Raw genomic sequence first — 22,838 nt, 5'->3', positions numbered from 1 at the left:
CATTCGTTCAATCGGATAGAGAGTCAACAGGAGATTGAAGGTGAAAAAGGCGGTTGAAATCATGAAAAAGCAAAGACGTGAAATACATGCATCAGTAAAGGATGAGCGTCTCGTTAAAATGAGGCGAAATCAAATGATTAAAGGTGCTATTGCTCTTTTTAAACAAAAAGGATTTCATCGCACCACCACTCGAGAGATTGCTAAAGCTGCTGGTTTTAGTATTGGGACGCTTTATGAATACATCAGGTCAAAAGAGGATATTTTGTATCTCGTTTGTGACAGCATTTATGATGAAGTGAAAGACCGGTTGGAGCAGGATTTGGCTTCCCACCAAGGGACACTTAAGAGCTTAAGATATGGAATTGAAAATTTCTTTCGAGTCATGGATAGTGTGCAGGAAGAGGTCCTCGTCATGTATCAGGAGGCCAAATCGCTGTCAAAAGATGCACTCCCATATGTATTAGAGAAAGAAATAGATATGGTTTCAATGCTTGAGGATGTGATTCAACTCGTCGTCGATAAAGGCGAATTATGCATGACGACGAAGGAAGTAAAATTATGGGCGCATAATGTTGTCGTCCAAGGTCAGATGTGGGGATTCCGGCGCTGGACAATCCAAAAACAATATACACTTGATGAGTATATTGAAATGCAAACGGACTGGATTTTTGCCGGCTTAAAGGGATTTTATGTTAAAGAAGCGGAGGGGCGAGTATGAATAAAGTAGAGGTATATAAGCCACGTCATCACATTAGGTTTGTAACGGCTTCAAGTTTATTTGATGGTCATGATGCGTCCATTAATATTATGCGGCGGATTCTTCAAGGTAGCGGTGCAGAGGTCATTCATCTTGGTCACAATCGATCAGTCGAAGAGGTAGTTAACGCTGCCATCCAAGAAGATGCGCAAGGAATTGCTATATCGTCATACCAAGGTGGGCACGTTGAATACTTTAAATATATGTATGACCTACTTAAAGAAAGAGGCGCTTCTCACATCCGTATTTTTGGCGGTGGTGGTGGTGTAATCATTCCGAAAGAAATCAATGAACTCCATGAATACGGAATCACAAGAATTTTTTCACCAGAAGATGGCCGTCTCCTAGGCTTACAAGGAATGATCAATCAGATGCTGCAGGAAAGCGACTTTCCGACGGTTGATCATGAAACTGCCCAAACGATTAAGAAGCTCCAATCAGGTGATGTAAATACTATTGCCAAATTAATCACTCTTGCCGAGCAACATGTTGAAATTGGCACAGAAGTTGCTGCTACAGCCGAAATCCTACTTAAAGAAATAAAAACCATCCAACAAACAGTACCTGTTATCGGAATCACTGGGACAGGTGGAGCTGGAAAAAGCTCGCTTACCGATGAATTAATTCGCCGTTTCATAAACGAAATTCCTGAGAAAAAAGTGGCGATTCTATCTGTTGACCCAACCAAACAAAAAACAGGAGGAGCCCTCCTTGGAGACCGAATTCGCATGAACGCTATCTTTTCACCGCGCGTTTATATGAGGAGTTTAGCGACAAGGCGTTCTAAAAGTGAATTATCATTAGCGATCAAAGACGCTATTTCTGTTGTGCAATCAGCTGGTTTTGATCTAATCATTGTTGAAACAAGCGGAATTGGCCAAGGGGATGCTGAAATTGCTGAAATTTGTAACGTATCCCTTTATGTGATGACAAGCGAATTTGGAGCACCGAGCCAACTTGAAAAAATAGATATGATTGATTATGCCGACCTAGTCGTTATTAATAAGTTTGAGCGCAAGGGCTCTGAAGATGCTTTGCGCCAAGTTCAAAAACAATATCAACGCAGCCGTCAAGCGTATGACCGCGACTTTTCGGAAATGCCTGTATATGGAACAATTGCCAGCCAATTCAATGATCCAGGAACAAACGCCTTGTTTGCGGCCTTAATTGAAAAAGTGAATCAAAACACAGGGACGACTTGGACGACGACTTTTTCAAAGTCTGCAAAGGTTGAGAAACAAAATGTAATCATTCCGAATGATCGCCGTTATTACTTGCGAGAAATTTCCGATACAGTGCGTAATTACCATAAAAAAGCACAAGAGCAAGTTGGGATTGCTCGCAGACTATTCCAGCTTGAAGGAGCAATTGAAGCGGTTAAAGAAAAAGAAACCAACTCAGAAATCATTACCGCACTTGGGGCCTTAAAGCATGAGACAGAATTAAAACTTACACCTGAATCAAAAAATATTCTCGATAGCTGGGAAAGCACCACAAAAAAATACTCTGCTGAACAATTTGTTACGAAAGTCCGCGACAAAGAAATCATTACTATACTTAAATCAAAAAGCCTTTCCGGGCTCGATATCCCGAAAGTGGCGCTGCCTAAGTTTACTGAATACGGAGAAATATTACGCTGGGTTTACCGCGAAAATGTTCCAGGCTTCTTTCCGTTTACTGCTGGAGTGTTTCCATTTAAGCGGGAAGGTGAAGATCCAAAACGGCAATTTGCTGGTGAAGGAACACCAGATCGAACCAATCGACGCTTCCATTATCTATCCAAGGACGATACAGCAAAACGTCTCAGTACTGCGTTCGATTCTGTTACTCTTTACGGGGAAGATCCTGACCACCGTCCTGACATTTTCGGGAAAATTGGCGAAAGTGGTGTAAACGTTTGCACGTTGGAAGATATGAAAAAGCTGTATGGCGGCTTTGACTTATGCCATCCGTCTACATCGGTTTCGATGACGATCAATGGACCAGCGCCAATCATCCTAGCGATGTTCATGAATACAGCGATTGACCAACAGCTTGATAAAAAACAAGCAGAGTTAGGTCGGGTATTAACTGTTGCTGAAGCAGAACAAGTAAAGGCACACACGTTACAAACCGTCCGTGGTACGGTTCAAGCTGATATTTTAAAAGAAGATCAAGGCCAAAATACTTGTATTTTCTCGACTGAATTTGCTTTACGGATGATGGGTGATATTCAACAATATTTTATTGACCAAAAGGTCCGAAATTATTATTCGGTTTCTATTTCCGGGTACCATATTGCGGAGGCTGGCGCTAATCCAATTTCGCAGCTGGCTTTCACGCTTGCGAATGGTTTCACTTTCGTGGAGTACTATTTAAGTAGAGGTATGAACATAGATGATTTTGCGCCGAATCTATCTTTCTTTTTCTCAAATGGGCTTGATCCTGAGTATACGGTGATTGGTCGAGTTGCCCGTCGAATTTGGGCGACGACGATGCGTGATAAGTACCGGGCGAATGAGCGGAGTCAGAAGTTAAAATATCATGTTCAAACTTCAGGACGGTCGCTGCATGCTCAAGAAATCGACTTTAATGATATTCGGACAACGCTTCAGGCAATCATGGCTCTGCATGATAATTGTAATTCTCTTCATACGAATGCATATGATGAGGCGATTACAACTCCGACGGAAGAATCAGTGCGCCGCGCGATGGCGATTCAAATGATTATTACCAAGGAGCATGGTTTAACCAAAAATGAAAATCCGTTGCAAGGTTCGTTTATTGTGGAAGAGTTGACTGATCTTGTTGAGGAAGCCGTTCTTCGTGAATTTGAACGAATGGATGATCGCGGTGGCGTGCTTGGCTCGATGGAAACACAATATCAACGCGGAAAAATCCAGGATGAGTCGATGCATTATGAAATGAAAAAGCATACGGGAGAGCTTCCAATTATCGGGGTTAATACGTATTTAAATCCGAATCCACCATCAGAGGATGCGGTAAACAATATGGAGATTGCCCGTGCTTCAAACGAAGAGAAGGAATCGCAAATCACTAATTTAAGAGATTTCCAAGCACGGCACAATGATCAAGTAGCAGAAGCGTTAAATAGATTAAAACAAGTGGCAGTATCTGGCGGCAATGTTTTTGCAGAATTAGTAGAAACTGTAAAGTATGCTAGCCTTGGTCAAATAACCCAGTCGTTATACGAAGTCGGCGGTCAGTATCGTCGGAATATGTAAATGAAAAACAGGTCTGACTTTAAAGGATTTTTTCCTTCTAAGTCAGACCTGTTTAATATATAATCAATTTTGATTAGATCATTTTACCAATGCAGGATGTGAATGGTGTTGAAGCAAGTTGTTTATATTGTTATTTTCATAATTGTTATAGCCGCAACAATTTTTCTTTATTCACATCAACTTGGCGCAATACCGTTCCTATTAATTTCATTCTATCTCTTCTATGTTGCTTTTAAGAGGCTAACAAAGATCAGGCAGGAAAAGAAACGGGTGAATGAATAGATAGAACTAGCATAAACGGTAAGATTTTGTTTATAATGAAGAATATGTATTCTGGGATAAATTTCCCTGCAATGGTGGTAATAGTGAAAGGAAGTGCGGAAATTGAGTCTTAACCAATACTCAAAAGAGCAATTGCAAGAAATGTCTTTTATCGAAATTACTTACGATTTATTAGTAGAAAAAAAACAAGCAATACCTTTTAATGAAATTATGGATGTAATTATTAAAGCATTAAATCTTTCTGAGAAGGAAGTAAAATCAAGAATTGCCCAATTTTATACTGACATGAATATAGATGGCCGCTTTTTGGCATTAGGTGATAACCGTTGGGGTCTGCGCGTTTGGTACCCAGTTGACCATGTTGAAGAAGAAGTCGTGCCTGTTGTTAAGCCGAAAAAGAAAAAGGCTAAAAAGGCTAAAGATGAAGATGATTTCGATGAAGTAGAAGAAGAAATAGGCTTTGATGATATTGATGAGTTTGAAGAGGAAGTCCTTGATGAGGATGACAGCTTTGATGAAGATGATTTAGATGTTGAAGATGATGATGATCTTATTGATGATGATTTAGATATCGTCGATGATGAAGATCTTGATGAAAGTGATGATGTCCTCGATCCAGATGAAGACGAGGAAGAGGATCTTTAATGTAGAGAAAGAGTCTTGACTTTTTTTATGGTGCCTTGTAGAATCATTTTTGGGCTCCTTAAAAAAGGAACGAAGATTAGCTTGTTTATAATACGCTCCCTTACCTTTGTTGTAGGCGGGGCGTTTTTTTATTTTTCATCGTAAGGAAAAAAATAATTTATTATTCTTCTACCAAAATTTTTCCTAGTTTTTAAAAATGATGAATGGTATGAAAAAGCTTTATGAAAAAAGCAATTTACTAGGCAAAACATGATCAGACCCCAATCTTGAAATGACGATGCAAGTCTTTAAATAAAGGCTAAATTGTACAAACTTATAAAGAGGAGGCATCTATATGACAAAGTATATATTTGTAACTGGCGGTGTCGTTTCATCGTTAGGAAAAGGGATTACAGCTGCTTCACTGGGGCGACTGTTAAAGAACAGAGGTTTAAATGTTACGATTCAAAAATTTGACCCGTACATTAATGTGGACCCAGGAACGATGAGTCCGTATCAACATGGTGAAGTATTTGTAACAGATGATGGTGCAGAAACGGATTTGGATTTAGGACATTATGAGCGGTTTATCGACATTAATTTGAATAAATTCAGTAATGTAACGACTGGTAAGGTTTATTCAGCTGTTCTGAAAAAGGAGCGTCGTGGTGACTATCTTGGTGCAACAGTTCAAGTTATTCCACATATTACGAACGAACTTAAAGAACGTGTTTACCGGGCTGGTCATGAAACGAACGCGGATGTCGTTATTACAGAAATTGGCGGAACAGTAGGGGATATTGAGTCATTACCATTCCTTGAAGCGATTCGCCAGATCAAGAGTGATATCGGCCGTGACAATGTGATGTATATCCATGTTACTTTAGTCCCTTATATTAAAGCTGCTGGAGAAATGAAAACAAAGCCAACACAACATAGCGTGAAGGAACTACGCGGTTTAGGAATTCAACCAAATGTGATTGTTGTTCGGACTGAAATGCCGATTTCACAAGATATGAAGGATAAGATCGCTTTATTCTGTGATATTGATGAAAGAGCCGTTATTGAGTGCCAAGATGCCGATACTCTTTATTCGATTCCATTAGCTCTTCAAGAGCAAAATCTTGACCAAATTGTCTGTGATCACTTAAAGCTAGCTTGCCCTGAGGCGGATATGACTGAATGGACAAAACTTGTTGAAAAAGTATGTAATTTATCTAGAAAAACAAAAATTGCCCTTGTTGGAAAATATGTTGAGCTTCAAGATGCGTATATTTCAGTTGTTGAGGCTATGAAGCATGCTGGTTATACCTTTGATGCTGACATCGATATTAAATGGATTAATGCTGAGCATGTGAATGCAGAAAATGTTGCTGAATTGTTAAAAGAGGTTGATGGCATTCTTGTTCCAGGTGGGTTTGGCGATCGTGGGGTTGAAGGGAAAATTCTTGCCACTCAATATGCTCGCGAGCAAAAGGTACCATTCTTAGGAATCTGCCTTGGAATGCAATTGGCTTCAGTTGAATATGCGCGTAATGTACTTGGTTTAAAAGGAGCGCATTCTTCTGAGTTAAATCCAGAAACATTACACCCAGTCATTGACCTTCTTCCTGAACAAAAGGATATCGAGGATCTTGGAGGAACGTTGCGCCTAGGTTTATATCCTTGTAAGTTATCAGAAGACTCTAAGGCATATGAAGCGTATCAAGACGAAGTGATCTATGAGCGTCACCGTCACCGTTACGAGTTTAATAATCACTACCGTCAGGCGATGGAGCAAGCAGGATTTATTTTTTCTGGGACAAGCCCAGACGGTCGTTTAGTGGAAGTAATCGAGTTAAAGGATCATCCTTGGTTTGTTGCATCACAGTTCCATCCGGAATTCACATCAAGACCAACTCGACCACAGCCATTATTCCGTGACTTTATTAAAGCATCGCTACAGTACGGAGAAAAATAAGAAATGCAAAAGCGGCTCGTGTTGTTAGCTGCTGAGGCTATACAAAAATAGAACAGTGAAAAGCGCCTTGGTCAGTGGTTGACCAGGGCGCTTTTTGATGTCATTTTGTTGTTTGCGTACTGAATTTTGTCTAAATTGTGGAATCGGCAAATAAAATATGAAAACGGCAAATAAAATTAAAAATCAGCAAATAAAATGCTCTATTCGGCAAATAAAATTAAAATTGGCTAATAAAAAGTTTTGCGCACGTTCTCAGGCCGTGTTTTGGTAAAAGATTTAGTCAAAATCAGCTAAAATCTCTTCCAAAGTAAATTTCAAGCCATGAAATACATATAATCCGGCCATCGCAGCTGGATAACCGACACGATTGCCCGATTCATCAGGCAGTAATCCTTTGGATAGCTTTAAATCAATAAAAACATCCGCCAACTTGGTTAAATCGACAAAATCCGACTGATCTGTAAGGCCTGCCGCCGTCACATCTGTAGAGACTGCTACAAAAGGGATGCCCTGTGCAACGAGACTTTGCGCCAACGCAACCGCATCACAATCATTCGAGAATCGTGAAAACATCACAACTCGGTCAGCCTCGGTTACTTCCTGAACACCATCCCATTTTTTCGCAAAAGATAAAGGCTCGGCGCCACAACAAGCTTCCGCTTCAACCGCGGCCATTTCGCCAAAGCCACAAATATAAATAGCTCCATCGGAAGAAGCGGCGGATTGAGCTAACAACCGTGCTCCATCCTCAAAAGAGAACTCATTTTGCTCCTGAATTCTTTTAAATAAACCTGCTAATTGCGTCGAAAACATTTTTAACATGTTGTTCCACCTCCAAAACGCTGTTAGTCACTTCCGATTATAGTCTGTCTGCAAAAAAACGTAAAATATGTCGAAACATTATTGAGTGAAAATCTATCAGGAACAGGAGGATAGGCAGGATATTGACCCACAAAAATCGAAATATAACTATTGAGGCAAATTAGGATTTATTTTAAGGGCTGTGTTAAAGCTCAATGTTGATTTTTTGCACAATGTTGGTTGGAGTGGAAGCGCGAAGACTCCTGCGGAAGCAGCGGGACAGGTGAGACCCCACAGGCGCTTAAGCGCCGAGGAGGCTCACCGCCCGCCCCGCGGAAAGCGAGTGCCTGGAACGGAAATCAACATTCTCGTTTAACAGAGTCATTTTAAGAAAAGTTTAAAGAATAGAGGTGGATTGCATGAAAGGGAAAGTTTTTTATCGTAGATGATCAATTCGGAATCAGAATTTTGCTAAATGAAGTATTGCAAAAGGAAGGTTATCAAACATATCAGGCCGCTAATGGCGTCCAAGCCTTGGAGATTGTCGACAAAACCCCGCCAGATTTAGTATTACTGGACATGAAAATTCCTGGGATGGATGGAATCGAAATTTTAAAACGAATGAAGGTTGTTAATCCAGATATTCGAGTCATTATTATGACTGCATATGGTGAATTAGATATGATTCAAGAAGCGAAGGATCTTGGAGCTTTAACCCATTTTGCCAAACCGTTTGATATCGACGATATTCGTGCTGCAGTGAAGAAATATATACCAGTTTCATCAAATTAAGGAACATTTAATTGATAAAGTTCAAAGTAAGCGTTTGCTTTGTGAACAATCAGAAAAACGCAGTTTGAAGCATAGCAATTCCTTTTCCTTTTTGGTATTATACTATTGAATATCGATAGGGTCGCTTAGTTCTATTTTTACTAAAAGCAAAACAATCTACATATTCATAAGGGTAATGGGTTACCCTGTTAAAGAAATACCGCTCTTGTTTAAAGCGACTGTAATCATCAATAAGGAGGAAAAAGAATGCCTTTAGTTTCAATGACTGAAATGCTAAACAAAGCAAAAAAAGAGGGCTATGCTGTAGGCCAATTCAACTTAAATAATCTTGAATTTACACAAGCCATTCTACTAGCTGCCCAAGAGGAAAATTCACCTGTCATTTTAGGTGTGTCTGAAGGAGCCGCTCGTTATATGGCTGGTTTTAAAACAATTGTAAAAATGGTCGAAGGTCTTATGGAAGACTATAAGATTACTGTACCTGTAGCAATCCACTTAGATCATGGTTCAAGCTTTGAAAAATGTAAAGAATCGATTGATGCTGGCTTCACATCAGTGATGATCGACGCTTCCCATCATTCATTCGAGGAAAATATTGCCATTACATCTAAAGTTGTTGAATATGCTCATGCCAAAGGCGTTTCTGTTGAAGCAGAATTAGGAACAGTTGGTGGGCAAGAGGATGATGTCGTAGCTGAAGGCGTTATTTATGCTGATCCAAATGAGTGCGTTGAGCTTGTGAAACGTACAGGAATCGACTGCCTTGCACCTGCATTAGGATCTGTTCATGGTCCTTACAAAGGTGAACCTCAATTAGGTTTCAAAGAAATGGAAGAAATCGGTAAATTAACTGGTGTACCTCTTGTTCTTCATGGTGGTACTGGAATCCCAACAAAGGATATCCAACAATCAGTTTCACTTGGAACAGCAAAAATTAACGTAAATACAGAAAACCAAATTGCTTCCGCAAAAACAGTTCGTGAAGTATTAGCTGCAAAACCTAATGAATACGATCCACGTAAATATTTAGGACCAGCACGTGATACCATTAAAGCGACTGTTATTGGCAAAATCCGTGAATTCGGATCTGCAGGTAAAGCTTAATTCTGTTGTATAGATAGATATTGAAACCGCCCTTTATTAGTGGCGGTTTCAATTCATTTTAAAAAAACAAAATATTTCGTTTAGACCATTATGATTGGGGGAAAAAGAAATGAAATTTTTTATTGATACAGCTAATATAGATGAGATTCGTGAGGCCTATTCCTTAGGTATTTTATCAGGGGTGACTACAAACCCTTCCCTTGTTGCAAAAGAAAAAAATGTTTCGTTCCATGATCGCATTCGTGAAATTGCGGCGTTAGTACCTGGATCTGTTAGTGCGGAAGTGATTGCCCTTGATGCAGAAGGAATGATTAAGGAAGGGAAAGAACTTGCTGCGCTTGCACCAAACATTACCGTCAAAGTCCCAATGACTCCAGACGGCTTAAAAGCAGTCTTTGCTTTATCACAAGCAGGAATCAAAACGAATGTTACGCTTATTTTCAGTGCAAACCAAGCATTACTTGCTGCAAGAGCGGGTGCTACATATGTTTCACCATTTCTTGGTCGCCTAGATGATATTGGTCATGACGGTTTAGAATTAGTTTCGACCATTGCCGAAATTTTTGCGGTTCATGGACTAGAAACTGAAATCATTGCTGCTTCCATTCGTCACCCACAACATGTAACGGAAGCTGCCTTAAGAGGGGCTCATATTGCAACAGTTCCTTTGAAGGTCATTTTACAATTAACAAAACATCCGTTAACTGATCAAGGAATTGAAGCATTTTTAAAAGACTGGAATGGCCGTTAATATACAGTTTCTCAGGATAAACGAATGTTTTTGTGTGCAAAATTTTAGTGTTTTTTTGCAATGACTTTTGCGATTGGAAAATGATACCTGTATAATAGGTGTTGGGTTCAGATATATATTGGAATTATAGGCATAAAGAAAAGCGGAAGCGCCGGTAGTTTCTAAGGCGCTGGAACCGGACATTCATCTAAATTCACAAGCTTAGACTTTCTTATTTTGTAAAAAAAGAAGACAAGCTTTTGAATGATGATACGTCTTTAGGGTCACCCAACTTCACTTTATGGCTTAGAAGGGAGTCAACAATGGAAAAGCTTAAGATTGCAGGCGGTTATCCGCTAAAAGGTACAGTACGAATTAGCGGTGCCAAAAATAGTGCCGTTGCCTTAATACCGGCAACCATCTTGGCAGATTCGCCTGTGACAATTGAAGGTTTACCAGATATTTCAGATGTTCAAATTTTAAAGGGGCTTTTAGAAGAGATTGGCGGTACCGTTGATTTTTCGAACAATGAAATGACAGTAGATCCATCCTCAATGATTTCCATGCCCTTGCCGAATGGAAAGGTGAAAAAGCTAAGAGCCTCTTATTATTTAATGGGAGCAATGCTTGGTCGCTTTAAAAAGGCGGTCATTGGGTTACCAGGAGGTTGTCATCTTGGTCCGCGTCCGATTGATCAGCATATAAAAGGCTTTGAAGCCCTTGGTGCTAAAGTCACCAATGAGCAGGGGGCTATTTATTTGCGTGCCGACGAGCTTATTGGAGCTCGTATTTATCTTGATGTTGTCAGCGTTGGTGCCACGATCAATATTATGCTTGCTGCCGTAAGGGCAAAAGGTCGGACCACTATCGAAAACGCGGCAAAAGAGCCAGAAATCATTGATGTTGCGACACTATTAACAAATATGGGAGCAAAAATCAAAGGTGCTGGCACAGATGTGATCCGAATTGATGGAGTCGATAATCTGCATGGCTGTCGACATACAATCATTCCTGACCGAATTGAAGCAGGTACCTATTTAATTTTAGGCGCAGCTGTAGGAGACGGTCTGTTAATCGATAATGTGATCCCTGAACATCTGGAATCGCTTATTGCAAAGCTACGTGAAATGGGTGTAAATATCGAGGAAAGTGATGAGCAAGTGTTTGTCAGTTCGCCGAATAAATTGAAAGCGGTTGACATTAAAACCTTAGTTTATCCAGGCTTTCCAACCGATCTACAGCAACCGTTTACTTCACTTTTAACAAGAGCTGAAGGATCAAGCGTTGTAACAGATACGATCTATGGCGCTCGCTTTAAGCATATTGACGAGCTGAGAAGAATGAATGCGGGCATTAAGGTCGAAGGACGCTCGGCAATCATTCATGGACCAGTTCAACTCCAAGGCGCTAAGGTGAAGGCGAGTGATCTTCGTGCCGGAGCAGCCCTTGTCATTGCCGGATTAATGGCTGAAGGAATTACCGAAGTAACTGGACTTGAACACATTGACCGTGGCTACAGCCATTTGGTCGAAAAGCTTCAAGGTCTTGGCGCTACTGTTTGGCGTGAAGACTTAACAAAAGAAGAACAAGAGCAACTGAAAAACACTTAGGACAGACACCTTAGAAGACTATAGGAAACTAAAAGATAGTTAGAAATTACTTCCGAGACAAAACAGCAGAGATATTTGGGAGGCGGGAAACCGATGGAGAGAAGTTTAACAATGGAGCTAGTTAGAGTTACAGAAGCTGCTGCACTAGCTTCAGCACGATGGATGGGCCGGGGAAAAAAAGACGAAGCAGATGATGCAGCAACTACTGCCATGAGAAATGAATTTAACTCAATTCCAATGCAGGGAACAGTCGTTATTGGTGAAGGTGAAATGGACGAAGCGCCAATGCTTTATATTGGGGAAAAGCTTGGAACTGGACATGGTCCAGGTGTTGATGTAGCTGTTGATCCATTAGAAGGAACCAATATCGTTGCTGCAGGTGGTTGGAATGCTCTAGCTGTTATCGCTATTGCAGATAAAGGTAATTTACTCCACGCACCAGATATGTACATGGAAAAAATTGCTGTTGGACCTGAGGCAGTTGGGAAAATTGACATCAATGCGTCCGTTTTGGAAAATCTCCAAGCTGTTGCCAAAGCAAAAAACAAAGAGGTTTGCGATGTCGTTGCAACCATATTAGACCGTCCACGTCATCAACATATTATTGATCAGATTCGTGAAGCGGGAGCAAGAATTAAATTGATTAATGACGGTGATGTTGCTGCTGCGATCAATACAGCATTTGAACATACCGGCGTCGATATTTTATTCGGAACAGGCGGAGCACCTGAGGGCGTTATCGCTGCTGTTGCATTAAAATGTCTTGGCGGAGAACTTCAAGGAAAACTTATTCCATCAAACGACGAAGAAATTGAACGTTGTCATAAGATGGGTATCGAAGTAAACAAAGTTCTTCTTATGGAAGATCTAGTTAAAGGTGACGATGCCATCTTTGCAGCGACAGGTGTAACTGACGGCGAATTACTTCGTGGTGTTCAGTACACAGGCACTCACGGATCAACTCATTCAGTTGTCATGCGTGCCAAAACTGGAACCGTTCGTTTTATTGAAGGAGAACACTATTTAACTAAAAAACCCAATTTGGTTATGGGTTAATTAGTTTAGTTTTTATAGTCTAAAACCATGCTCCCTTTGTAATAATCAAAGGGAGTCTCTATATAACCTCTTATGATTTGATCCTTCCTTGAAAAATATGTTGATTATTTTTTGCAAAGAAGGGTAAAATATTAATTGTTTTTCCTTTTGTAAAAGATATCTGCGTTTAGTTGACTATCACTTCTTATACTTCTAGAAACCTTCTATTAAACAAATCTTATCTTTTTTTCCATCCATATCTTCTGAAAATACTATTTACCATTATATGGGGGAGAATGACCAATCTTAAAAGTGTGGTGTAATAATGGAATTAACCATTTCGAGTTTAGAGAGTATGAAACTGAAGGAACTTTATGAGTTAGCTCGTGAGTTGAAGGTCTCGTATTACAGTAAATTGACAAAAAAAGAACTAATTTTTGCTATATTAAAAGTACGTGCAGAACAACAAGGCTATTTCTTTATGGAAGGCGTTTTAGAAATCATTCAGTCTGAGGGCTTTGGCTTTTTAAGGCCGATTAATTACTCGCCAAGCTCGGAGGATATTTATATTTCTGCTTCACAAATCCGTCGCTTTGACTTGAGAAACGGGGACAAAGTTTCTGGTAAAGTTCGTCCGCCAAAAGAAAGCGAACGTTATTTTGGTTTGTTACATGTTGAAGCCGTTAATGGTGACAATCCTGAATCAGCTAAGGAACGAGTTCACTTCCCAGCTTTAACGCCTCTTTATCCGGATCGATTAATGCGTTTGGAAACAACTCAAAAACATTTATCAACTAGGATCATGGACATTCTGGCTCCAGTAGGCTTCGGTCAACGTGGTTTGATTGTAGCTCCTCCAAAAGCGGGAAAAACCATGCTGTTAAAAGAAATTGCCAATAGCATTACTACTAATCACCCAGAAGCCGAGCTCATCGTGTTATTAATCGATGAACGCCCAGAGGAAGTAACCGATATCGAGCGCTCCGTTGCTGGTGATGTTGTTAGTTCAACCTTTGACGAGGTTCCAGAAAACCATATTAAAGTGGCTGAGCTTGTGCTTGAACGTGCCATGAGACTCGTTGAGCACAAACGCGATGTTATTATATTAATGGATAGTCTTACGCGTCTTGCCCGCGCCTATAACTTGGTTATTCCACCAAGCGGCCGGACTTTATCCGGAGGGATTGACCCAGCTGCATTCCACCGTCCAAAACGTTTTTTTGGGGCAGCTCGAAATATTGAAGAGGGTGGCAGCTTAACGATTTTAGCAACAGCGCTTGTCGATACTGGTTCACGTATGGATGATGTTATTTATGAAGAATTTAAAGGGACAGGGAATATGGAACTGCATCTTGACCGCTCATTGGCAGAGCGCAGAATTTTCCCAGCATTGGATATTCGCCGTTCGGGAACTCGGAAAGAAGAGCTCCTACTTCCAAAGGAACAATTGGACAAACTATGGGCAATCCGGAAGTCAATGACCGATTCACCAGATTTTGCCGAAAAGTTTATCAAAAAATTAAGACAGACGAAATCGAACGAGGATTTCTTTGCCATTCTTGGGGAAGAAATAAAGTCAAGACCAGGTCGTTCGTAATCGGTAAATATAACCAGTCTGTTGTTAAGGCCGATTTGCTGAAATTCCTTGGTTGCAAATCAGCAACATGCTTGTTATAATAATTTCAGTGTGTTTTTGAATTTTACGGAGTTAGGTATTTGTTCTAACACGTAACATATAACTCTGTTTCGAAAGATTCAGGGCGGAAGGAGATGAAAAGAATGAAAGCAGGAATTCATCCAAATTACAAAACAGTTACGGTGAAATGTGCTTGTGGTAACACGTTTGAAACTGGCTCAGTAAAAAATGAGTTAAAAGTTGAAACTTGTTCTGAATGCCATCCATTCTATACTGGTCGTCAAAAATTCGCTGAAGTAGGCGGACGTGTAGACCGATTCAACAAGAAATACGGCATGAAGTAAGTAATAAATGATCAAAAGCAGGCAAGAAGTACTATATTCCTTGCCTGTTTTTTATTTTTATAAAAATAAAGAAATTTGTTTATGATAATGATAAGTGGGCGTGGAAGGAGAGACCGTTCATGTACGTAATGAAGCAAAGCGGTTGGGTGGAAGTCATTTGTGGCAGTATGTTTTCCGGAAAATCGGAAGAATTGATTCGACGCGTCAGAAGATCGCAATTCGCCAAACAAAAAATTGTCGTCTTTAAGCCGAAAATCGATAACCGATATAGCAAAGAGGCTGTCGTTTCTCATAATGGTACTTCATTTATTGCTATCCCGATTTCCCACTCAAACGATATTTTTCAATATATAGATGCGGAAGTAGATGTGATTGCGATTGATGAGGTCCAATTTTTTGATAAGGACATCGTAAACGTAATTCAGAACCTTGCTTATAGTGGTTATCGTGTTATCACTGCGGGCTTAGATCAAGACTTCCGTGGTGAACCCTTTGGACAAATGCCGGCATTGTTGTCGATTGCCGAGCAAGTAACCAAATTGCAGGCGGTATGTTCTGTCTGCGGTTCACCAGCGAGTCGAACTCAACGTCTCATTAATGGAAACCCGGCTTCTTACCACGATCCAGTCATCCTAGTGGGCGCTTCGGAAGCATACGAGCCTCGCTGTCGCCATCATCACGAGGTACCTCGTCAATGCGAGGATGATGAACCCGTAGCTGAAACCGAAACTGTCATCTAGAAAAAGGGAAGCATATATCTTCGAAAGTTGAGCATATATCTCGAAAGTCGAGCATATATCTTGAAAAGTCGAGCATATCACCTCGAAAGTCGAGCATAAATCTCGAAAAGTCGAGCATAAATCTCGAAAAGTCGAGCATAAATCTCGAAAAGTCGAGCATATATCTCGAAAAGTCGAGTGTATATCTCGAATTTCGACAAAATACCATCAAAAATCATACGTTTATCCCTGAAATCTAGTTGGAATCCAGAAATTAGATGACTTTTGGACCTCCGTCAAGAAAACGGACATAAATATTAGCTTTTTTCTTTTTGGAACCTCTACCGCGCTACCGCTTGGTGGCCTCTCCACCTTGTGACAATCTTTCAGATTTGTCACAAAGCAGAGAGGGGAATTATTAGAATCAAGCAGCTTCGTTTTTTAAATAATAGGCTTTTTCAAATTCATTTGGCGTGGAATAATCCAAAGTGGAGTGGATTCGCCATGAATTATAAAAACTCAGGATGTAATCGAATATACTGCTCTTTGCTTCCTTACGCGTTTTGTAGTCCTTGTGAAATATGAGCTCTTTTTTAATTACGCTGTGGAATGACTCAATGCAAGCATTGTCATAACAGTTGCCTTTTCCACTCATGCTTATTTGTATTTCAGCGTCTTTTAATATCTTTGTATACTCTTTAGATGCATACTGGCTACCCCGATCCGAATGGTGGATCAGACCTTTTTTAGGAGGCTGGTGCCTCACAGCTCGTTCCAGCGCTTGTATTACCAGTTCCTTGGTCATACGACTGCTCATAGAAAACCCGATGATTTTTCGTGAATAAAGATCCATAACGCTGGCCAAATATAACCATCCTTGGCGTGTCCAAATGTAGGTGATATCAGATACCCACGCCACTCCTGGTCCAGATGTCTTAAAGTTTTGTTCAAGAAGGTTTGGATAAATATGCTTATCATGGTCTGAATTGGTCGTAGCTTTGAACTTCTGAGCTGTTATGGATTTCATTCCTTCCTCTGTCATGATCCTCTGAACGTGGCGTTCTGATACAGAAAATCCTGTCTTACGTAGTTCTCGTGTAATTTTAATGCTTCCGTATCGCTTCTTAGATTTATAGTATATATTTTTGATTTCCTCAGTAAGTCTTTTACGGGCCATCCTCTGCTCGCTTTCGTCTCGTTTGAGCCAATCATAATACCCACTTTTAGAAACACCAAAAACACTGCACATCTTCACTACACGAAACTCGTGCTGGTGATTCTTAATAAACTCATAAATTACATCGGGCTTTTCGTGAAAATGTGCATAGCCTTTTTTAAGATTGCGTTTTCCTCCTGAAGATCCTTAATTTGCTTTTCAAGATCTTTAACTGCCTTCACATCAGGCGATAAGTTTCCACTACCTACAAAACCTTCATTCTTTTTACTCTTATAAACTTGTATCCAGTTTCTAATTGTTCCAATAGGAATATCTAGATCCCTTGCCAGCTGAGTAGCCTTTTTGCCCTCATCCACTACTAGTTGAGCTATTTGCATTTTATATTCGTTATCAAAATGTTTCCCCACTAAAGACACGTCCTCTTTTATATATAATTGTCATTATAACAAATGACCAATTCTACGTGTCCGTCTTCTAGTCTACATCCACTTTTATTCAAATAAAGCGGTCTTTTGTTGAATAATTTAATAAAATAGTAACGCTCAGAGCATTTTTCCTCTGAGCGTTTTTCTGTACCGATTATTGTGGAGAAAAAGTTCCCCGATTCCCCCATACCCACTAAAATTTGCCTTACCACATCCTCCATGTCTCTGGACATAATAAAAGTGGGAGGTATGTGTGATGAAAAAATCAATATTAACTATCCTATTAATGCTAACCATCACATCTGGATGCACAGCAAAGTCTAATGCAGACAATGCATTCAGTAGTAATGAAGATAAAAACGGAACACAACTAATGTCAAATCGCCGCGCCAACAATATTGACACCACAAATGAGACCCGCGGACAAACAATGAGTGATCAAAACCCAAACCTTTTAAACACGGATGGGGGACGGAACAGTATCCGCAGTGACGTCGATAAAGCCCGCGATGTCATAAATCAAACGACAGAGTATCAATCAGAATCGGTTTGGGTGAATGGAAATGTAATGTGGGTTACTGTTTATAAAAAAGGCATGATGACAAACGAACAAAGAATTGATGCCGAAGCCATTGTCCATGCTCTCCTGGTCAAAGCGCTGCCGCGGTACAAAATTGAGGTAAGAGTACTTCAAGATCGAACCTAAAAAAGACAGCCTGAGGATACCTCGGCTGTCTTTCTCTTCATGGCATAAGCCAGTCGTTCCCCATGTTGGAGCAAACGTGGCAAAGCCCTGAACCCGTATTATGAACATGGTCATCCGAAACTGGCCGAATTTCGTGCCGGTCCAGCAAACGAGCTGACACTGCATCATCGTCAGACTGATCAGCAAACGACAAATAACTTTGTTTGCAACGTTTGCATGTAGCCTCGAAGATGGGAAAACGTGATTCTGACTTGACCTTCAATGCTTCTCTAATCAAAATCGCACCCTCAGGACAAGCATCAGCACAAATGGAACAATTGGTACACTTTTGATTATCAATAAAAAATTCTGATTCCGAAAGGCTTAGCGCTCCTTGAGAGCAGAGAGAAAAACAACCCTTACAAAGCGAACACTTCTCCTGATCCAATTCTACTTGATAGAATTGGATATCGGGATAATAGTCGGGAAGCGACCAGGTTTTTGGATTATGACGCCAGGAAGCAGGGGCGAATTCCTTTGCTAAAGATTGCCCCTTTGTTCGAGCGGAAAGAAATAATTCCCGTCTCGTCATACCTGGATCCTTGATTTCCTCCGCCTGCTGGAAACAGAATGGAGATAAACCAATCTCTGTCAAAATGCCATTTACCTCAGTTACTGCTTTTTCCCAATCATCATCCTGCCATCCATTTGGAACAGCAATCTCTCTTATTCCTCTTTTACGATAGGTGAGCAATTCCTTCACCGATGGGCAGTAATGTGCTTCATAGAAAAGCAAGCCATTCTTCACTTTACGGTTTGGCATTGTTCCAGAAATAGCTGAAATGGGACAGGCGATGATACATTTACCACAAGTATGGCATTTGCTAGAATCAATGATAATTTTGTTTTTCTGTAAAGATAGAGCTTCAGACTCACAATGATCGATACAAGCGGTGCAGGTTGATTTTGGACTGATCTCAAGCGAACAACGCTCAGTAATATGCAAATCAATAGATAGGCTTTCTAGCCAATTAATAATAAGCGACATTATCTCACCTACTTACTCGGGAATGATTTTTTGCCCTTATTAATTCATCTTAGCATCTCGGTGTGGAGTAATGACCAAATTAGGCTGAGTAATCGTTGCGCTTGGCATCCCTTTAATTTGATCAGTATCACCGTATTTTTTTCGCAATTCGGAAATTGGTCCAAACTCGATGGCCCGCATTGGGCAAGTTGCTACACAAACAGGGTCTTCACCTTTTTCCTGTAAATCGATGCAAAGATTGCATTTATTTGATTTCTTCAGCTTTTCATTATACTGTGGTCCACCATATGGGCAGGCCTGAACGCAATACTTTGTTCCGATACAAACATCTTGTTTGATAATGACAACGCCATCTTCTGGACGTTTTTCAATCGCGCCAGTCGGGCAATTTTTTAAGCAAGCCGGAGAATCACAATGGTTGCAGGAAATAGAAAAAGTAAAAGCTTTAACATTCGGTGTAATTCCATTGCCATTTTGAGCATAACCGCCTTCCTCATAGGAATAGACTCGGCGGAAATTCACGCCAACATCAAGATCATTCTTATCCTTACAGGAAACCTGGCAAGCTTTACAGCCAATACAAATACTTTGATTTATATAAAATCCTAACTGCGTCAAGATTCTTCACTCCTTTTTGCATTTTGATAGTTTTAGCATCAACAAATTTTTATTAATAAATAAAGGTTCATGAAGTGCTTGACGTTAGATTGCGCTCAACTTGAACAAGGTTAGTTAGTTGAGGATTAGCTTTAGCCAGTGCGGTAGGCCTCTGGTTAGTAAGTACATTCACTGCTCCTCGTTGGTCAATTCCTTTATCGTTTGGAGAATACCAACCACCTTGTGGGATCGCGACAACTCCTGGAACGATGCGATTGGTGACTTTAACATCGATGACAATCTCACCGCGACCATTAAAAACTTTCGCTCTGTCCCCATCGGAAATCGACCGGGCTTTGGCATCAATCGGATTAATCCACATTTCTTGCTTAGCTGTTTCTTCAAGCCAAGGGTTATTATCATGAGTTGAGTGGCATCTCCGTTTATAATGCCAGCTAATCAACTGCAATGGATATTGTTCTATTAATGGATCAGACGGACCTTCCCAAGCAGGAATATATTTTGCAATCGCTGGGATTTCCTCATGGTTGTTCATATCCCATAGAACTTTAGAGAATAGTTCGATTTTTCCTGAAGGGGTCTTAAATGGATTTTTCTCCAGGTCATCAATTTGCGCTTTATATCCAATAAGTGGTTCATCATATTTAAAATGATGGACGCCAGTCTTACGAAACTCATCAAAGGTTGGGAAGTTTGGATCAAGCTCTTTCTTTGTCCGTTTTGTACTTTCTTTGACTAGGTCCAGCGTTGTTCTTCCTTCTAAATACTTATCTTTCACTCCTAATTTTTCAGCAACATCTGCAAAAACATCATACTCATCGCGGCACTCATAAAGTGGGTCAATGGTTTTTTGACCTAATACAACATAATCGCCGAAGCACCAAGGTGTACCGATGTCCCAGCGTTCAAAGAAGGTGGTTGCGGGTATTAAAATATCGGCAAACTTTGCACTTGGAGTCATAAAGATATCACTGGCTACAATAAATTCCACTTTACTTTCATCTTCAAGCAGTTTTTTTGTTTTATTAATATCTGCGTGTTGATTAACGAGCATATTGCTTGCCATGCTAAAAATAAGCTTGATATTTGTATCTAGTTTTTCAGCACCCTCTAAACCATCTGCGGAAGTCATTTCCGTTCCTTTTTCAACAGCCTTTGTCCAAAGGAAACATGGAATGGATGCTTTAACTGGATTTTCGTAAGCAAAAGGGTAGACGATATTTGCACGGTTCCAATAACCGGTACCTGCGGCCCAACCACCAAGCTTTCCTACATTACCAGTTAAACAAGCAAGCTGCGCCCCGCCTCGCATAATTTGTTCTCCATAAGCGTGCCGTTGTGGCCCCCAGCCTTGAATAAGAGCAGCAGGTTTAGTTGTGGCATACTCGCGAGCTATTTGGCGGATTTTATCGGCAGGAACACGACAGATTTTTTCAGCCCATTCAGGCGTTTTTGGTATTCCATCTTTTTCACCAAGTAAATAACTCTTTAACGATTCTTTCTTTTCGACTCCATCTGGCATATGTTCGCCATCAAAGCCCACGCAATATTTATCTAAGAAAGCTTGATCATGTAATTTTTCGGTTACGATAACATAGCCCATCGCATCCATCAAAGCATTATCGGTTGTCGGTAAAATTGGAATCCACTCATCAGCATATGTGATAGCGGTATCTGTATAACGAGGGTCGATTACAACAATCTTTGCCCCATTTTTCTTTGCCTGCAGTAAATACTCACGGTAAGGTGTTGAATAAACCATTTCCCCAGGGTTTTGTCCCCAAAGAATAATATATTTTGAATGAAGGAGAGTATCGAAGCTACTTCCTGAATTATTGTCCCCATATGTATAAGGGGTGGCAACGTTACCTGCTCCAGAACTGTAATCATTTCGATAGTTTAAGTAGCCCCCTGTAAGTGACAACAGTTTGCGAACAGAGGTACTTCCCCCGTGTAGTCCCCAGCATTGACCAGTAGCATAAATATCAAATCTTGACTCTGGACCATACTTATCACCAATTCTTTTCATTTCAGAGGCAATCGTATTTACTGCTTCTTTCCATGATATGCGTTCAAACTTTCCTTCACCGCGCTTGCCAACACGTTTCATCGGATATTTCAAGCGATCTGGATGATAGAGCATTGAACGATAGCTTCTTCCTCTAACACACGCACGCAATGGGGGAGCGGAGAGATCATCAGCCTTAGATGTATCAGTGCTGACACGGACAACCACGCCATCTTTAACATGGGCCTTAATAATGCAACGGCCCCCACAGTTATTAACATTACATGTTGAAACGATTACCTCGGTGTCGTCCTCTTTGACCGTAGTTGTTTCTTTACGGTCAATCAAAAGTTTTGTCCCGATGCCACCAGCAATAACTGGTACGGCCACGGCCCCAGACCATTTTAAAAATGTCCGACGTTTCATATTTTTTGAAATAAGCTTGGAAAACTGGTTTTTATCTGACATCTGCCAATGCCTCCTTCATTTCTGTTAAAGATTCTGACTCAGACTCAATAAAATCCTGGAGCAGTAATGCAGCTCCTTTATATAAAAAGCTATCTGTGTTTTTGATAATCTTCCCGCAAAATGCGGGTACCCATTGGATCAGGTGCAGATCTAAAAAGTTTATCTGGTAGTCAAATAGCTCTGCCAGTTTCACAGAATCGCTTTCATTTAAACATAGGTCATTTAAAAAAATAATAAAGTCTAATTCAATCACAAGATGGTCATCAGGCTCATTGTTTTCACCGTGAAATTGAAGTCCAAAGTGGTGATATTGTTCGCGAACCTGATAAGTGGTTTTATCAAAAAGCAGGCGTTCCTTGCTGGTATATACTGATTCCCAAGGAGGGGCGACGATGGGTCCAGGCCCAACAAATAATCTATTAAATTCGTCTTTTTCAAGTTGCAGTTGATTTTCGGTTACCTGTTCAAAAAACTGGTGCAGATACTGACCAGCTTGATCCAGGGCTTGAAGTTCTTGCAAATTACCGTCTTTTTTAAGTTGCGAAATGGTTTCTGGAGTGAACGGTTCGAAAAATAATAATTGTAAAAACCGGTAAAAATTCTGTCTCGCTTTTAAGTAATCATGAAGCGGGGCAACATCTACAGTCTGCATAAGTCAGCTCCCATTCTGAATATATATGTTGTGAAGTATTTCACAATATATATGGTCATGCAAATGCCCACCGTACAAAAGGGTGGGTGTGGAATAAGTCACATCGGTTTACTTCATATATGAATATAATAAAGAATTT

General features: G+C 40.4%; 18 protein-coding genes and 1 pseudogene. 13 read left to right on the top strand and 6 right to left on the bottom strand.

Translation table 11 applies throughout. The annotated features are described in order from the left end of the window. Positions 1–61: 61 nt before the first annotated feature. The 4 genes from B1NLA3E_RS22445 (at position 62) to B1NLA3E_RS22425 (ending at position 6,847) form a co-directional block, all read left to right on the top strand. Positions 62–718 carry a TetR/AcrR family transcriptional regulator gene (locus B1NLA3E_RS22445; RefSeq protein WP_041581288.1) on the top strand — a complete coding sequence of 219 codons (657 nt, stop codon included), beginning with the start codon at positions 62–64 and terminating at the stop codon, positions 716–718. Further along, positions 715–3,981, top strand: coding sequence for a fused isobutyryl-CoA mutase/GTPase IcmF (gene icmF / locus B1NLA3E_RS22440; RefSeq protein WP_015596106.1), 3,267 nt, complete (start codon positions 715–717; stop codon positions 3,979–3,981). The genes B1NLA3E_RS22445 and icmF overlap by 4 nt, the downstream gene beginning before the upstream one ends. A 384-nt stretch (positions 3,982–4,365) precedes the next feature. Beyond that, positions 4,366–4,908 carry a DNA-directed RNA polymerase subunit delta gene (gene rpoE / locus B1NLA3E_RS22430; protein WP_015596104.1) on the top strand — a complete coding sequence of 181 codons (543 nt, stop codon included), beginning with the start codon at positions 4,366–4,368 and terminating at the stop codon, positions 4,906–4,908. Between the two features lie 334 nt (positions 4,909–5,242). Beyond that, positions 5,243–6,847: a CTP synthase gene (locus B1NLA3E_RS22425; RefSeq protein ID WP_015596103.1), complete on the top strand. Its 1,605-nt coding sequence runs from the start codon at positions 5,243–5,245 to the stop codon at positions 6,845–6,847. Positions 6,848–7,123: 276 nt separating this feature from the next. Here the strand turns inward: B1NLA3E_RS22425 and B1NLA3E_RS22420 are convergent, their stop codons facing one another. Next, on the bottom strand, positions 7,124–7,669 hold the full coding sequence (locus B1NLA3E_RS22420; RefSeq protein WP_015596102.1) for a DUF2529 domain-containing protein: 546 nt from the start codon (positions 7,667–7,669) through the stop codon (positions 7,124–7,126). Positions 7,670–8,086: 417 nt separating this feature from the next. Between B1NLA3E_RS22420 and B1NLA3E_RS22415 the strand changes: the two genes are divergently transcribed. The 8 genes from B1NLA3E_RS22415 (at position 8,087) to B1NLA3E_RS22380 (ending at position 15,639) form a co-directional block, all read left to right on the top strand. Further along, positions 8,087–8,440, top strand: a complete 354-nt coding sequence (locus B1NLA3E_RS22415; protein WP_041580799.1) for a response regulator — start codon at positions 8,087–8,089, stop codon at positions 8,438–8,440. A gap of 246 nt (positions 8,441–8,686) precedes the next feature. Continuing rightward, positions 8,687–9,544 carry a class II fructose-bisphosphate aldolase gene (locus tag B1NLA3E_RS22410; protein ID WP_015596100.1) on the top strand — a complete coding sequence of 286 codons (858 nt, stop codon included), beginning with the start codon at positions 8,687–8,689 and terminating at the stop codon, positions 9,542–9,544. A 109-nt stretch (positions 9,545–9,653) separates the two neighbouring features. After that, positions 9,654–10,295 carry a fructose-6-phosphate aldolase gene (gene fsa / locus B1NLA3E_RS22405; RefSeq protein ID WP_015596099.1) on the top strand — a complete coding sequence of 214 codons (642 nt, stop codon included), beginning with the start codon at positions 9,654–9,656 and terminating at the stop codon, positions 10,293–10,295. 302 nt (positions 10,296–10,597) lie between these two features. After that, positions 10,598–11,884, top strand: coding sequence for a UDP-N-acetylglucosamine 1-carboxyvinyltransferase (locus B1NLA3E_RS22400; RefSeq protein WP_015596098.1), 1,287 nt, complete (start codon positions 10,598–10,600; stop codon positions 11,882–11,884). A 93-nt stretch (positions 11,885–11,977) separates the two neighbouring features. Further along, positions 11,978–12,940, top strand: coding sequence for a class II fructose-bisphosphatase (gene glpX / locus B1NLA3E_RS22395; RefSeq protein WP_015596097.1), 963 nt, complete (start codon positions 11,978–11,980; stop codon positions 12,938–12,940). A gap of 304 nt (positions 12,941–13,244) precedes the next feature. Next, positions 13,245–14,516: a transcription termination factor Rho gene (gene rho / locus B1NLA3E_RS22390; protein ID WP_041580798.1), complete on the top strand. Its 1,272-nt coding sequence runs from the start codon at positions 13,245–13,247 to the stop codon at positions 14,514–14,516. Between the two features lie 182 nt (positions 14,517–14,698). After that, a complete protein-coding gene (gene rpmE, locus B1NLA3E_RS22385) occupies positions 14,699–14,899 on the top strand; it encodes a 50S ribosomal protein L31 (RefSeq protein ID WP_015596095.1) in 201 nt (66 codons plus the stop codon). A 119-nt stretch (positions 14,900–15,018) separates the two neighbouring features. Next, a complete protein-coding gene (locus tag B1NLA3E_RS22380) occupies positions 15,019–15,639 on the top strand; it encodes a thymidine kinase (RefSeq protein ID WP_015596094.1) in 621 nt (206 codons plus the stop codon). 403 nt (positions 15,640–16,042) lie between these two features. On the opposite strand, the pseudogene B1NLA3E_RS22375 reads toward B1NLA3E_RS22380, so the two are convergent. Then, positions 16,043–17,202 (bottom strand): annotated as a pseudogene (locus B1NLA3E_RS22375) (IS3 family transposase). 274 nt (positions 17,203–17,476) lie between these two features. Between B1NLA3E_RS22375 and B1NLA3E_RS22365 the strand changes: the two are divergent. Then, positions 17,477–17,926 (top strand): hypothetical protein, encoded by a 450-nt coding sequence (locus B1NLA3E_RS22365; RefSeq protein WP_015596092.1) that lies wholly within the window; start codon positions 17,477–17,479, stop codon positions 17,924–17,926. A 37-nt stretch (positions 17,927–17,963) separates the two neighbouring features. Here B1NLA3E_RS22365 and B1NLA3E_RS22360 read toward each other — a convergent pair whose 3' ends face one another. From B1NLA3E_RS22360 to B1NLA3E_RS22345, 4 genes are all read right to left on the bottom strand, one after another. Beyond that, a complete protein-coding gene (locus B1NLA3E_RS22360; RefSeq protein ID WP_051120184.1) occupies positions 17,964–18,953 on the bottom strand; it encodes a 4Fe-4S dicluster domain-containing protein in 990 nt (329 codons plus the stop codon). Between the two features lie 39 nt (positions 18,954–18,992). Further along, entirely contained in the window at positions 18,993–19,571 is a 579-nt protein-coding gene (locus tag B1NLA3E_RS22355; RefSeq protein WP_015596090.1) for a DMSO/selenate family reductase complex B subunit, read from the bottom strand. A 67-nt stretch (positions 19,572–19,638) separates the two neighbouring features. Further along, a complete protein-coding gene (locus B1NLA3E_RS22350; RefSeq protein ID WP_015596089.1) occupies positions 19,639–22,047 on the bottom strand; it encodes a DMSO/selenate family reductase complex A subunit in 2,409 nt (802 codons plus the stop codon). Next, entirely contained in the window at positions 22,037–22,699 is a 663-nt protein-coding gene (locus B1NLA3E_RS22345; protein WP_015596088.1) for a TorD/DmsD family molecular chaperone, read from the bottom strand. The genes B1NLA3E_RS22350 and B1NLA3E_RS22345 overlap by 11 nt, the downstream gene beginning before the upstream one ends. Between the last annotated feature and the right edge of the window lie 139 nt (positions 22,700–22,838).

This window comes from Bacillus sp. 1NLA3E (assembly GCF_000242895.2).
Lineage (GTDB): Bacteria > Bacillota > Bacilli > Bacillales > Cytobacillaceae > Bacillus_BU.
This window is presented reverse-complemented; position numbering and strand designations above follow the sequence as displayed.

What these genes read in the sequence shown, in the direction of transcription:
- B1NLA3E_RS22425 (WP_015596103.1), top strand. Translation starts at nt 5,243, where the DNA reads ATGACAAAGTATATATTTGTAACTGGCGGTGTCGTTTCATCGTTAGGA.
- B1NLA3E_RS22445 (WP_041581288.1), top strand. Translation starts at nt 62, where the DNA reads ATGAAAAAGCAAAGACGTGAAATACATGCATCAGTAAAGGATGAGCGT.
- B1NLA3E_RS22360 (WP_051120184.1), bottom strand. Translation starts at nt 18,953, where the DNA reads ATGTCGCTTATTATTAATTGGCTAGAAAGCCTATCTATTGATTTGCAT.
- B1NLA3E_RS22380 (WP_015596094.1), top strand. Translation starts at nt 15,019, where the DNA reads ATGTACGTAATGAAGCAAAGCGGTTGGGTGGAAGTCATTTGTGGCAGT.
- B1NLA3E_RS22345 (WP_015596088.1), bottom strand. Translation starts at nt 22,699, where the DNA reads ATGCAGACTGTAGATGTTGCCCCGCTTCATGATTACTTAAAAGCGAGA.
- fsa (WP_015596099.1), top strand. Translation starts at nt 9,654, where the DNA reads ATGAAATTTTTTATTGATACAGCTAATATAGATGAGATTCGTGAGGCC.
- B1NLA3E_RS22420 (WP_015596102.1), bottom strand. Translation starts at nt 7,669, where the DNA reads ATGTTAAAAATGTTTTCGACGCAATTAGCAGGTTTATTTAAAAGAATT.
- B1NLA3E_RS22400 (WP_015596098.1), top strand. Translation starts at nt 10,598, where the DNA reads ATGGAAAAGCTTAAGATTGCAGGCGGTTATCCGCTAAAAGGTACAGTA.
- rho (WP_041580798.1), top strand. Translation starts at nt 13,245, where the DNA reads ATGGAATTAACCATTTCGAGTTTAGAGAGTATGAAACTGAAGGAACTT.
- B1NLA3E_RS22365 (WP_015596092.1), top strand. Translation starts at nt 17,477, where the DNA reads ATGAAAAAATCAATATTAACTATCCTATTAATGCTAACCATCACATCT.
- B1NLA3E_RS22410 (WP_015596100.1), top strand. Translation starts at nt 8,687, where the DNA reads ATGCCTTTAGTTTCAATGACTGAAATGCTAAACAAAGCAAAAAAAGAG.
- rpmE (WP_015596095.1), top strand. Translation starts at nt 14,699, where the DNA reads ATGAAAGCAGGAATTCATCCAAATTACAAAACAGTTACGGTGAAATGT.
- B1NLA3E_RS22350 (WP_015596089.1), bottom strand. Translation starts at nt 22,047, where the DNA reads ATGTCAGATAAAAACCAGTTTTCCAAGCTTATTTCAAAAAATATGAAA.
- icmF (WP_015596106.1), top strand. Translation starts at nt 715, where the DNA reads ATGAATAAAGTAGAGGTATATAAGCCACGTCATCACATTAGGTTTGTA.
- glpX (WP_015596097.1), top strand. Translation starts at nt 11,978, where the DNA reads ATGGAGAGAAGTTTAACAATGGAGCTAGTTAGAGTTACAGAAGCTGCT.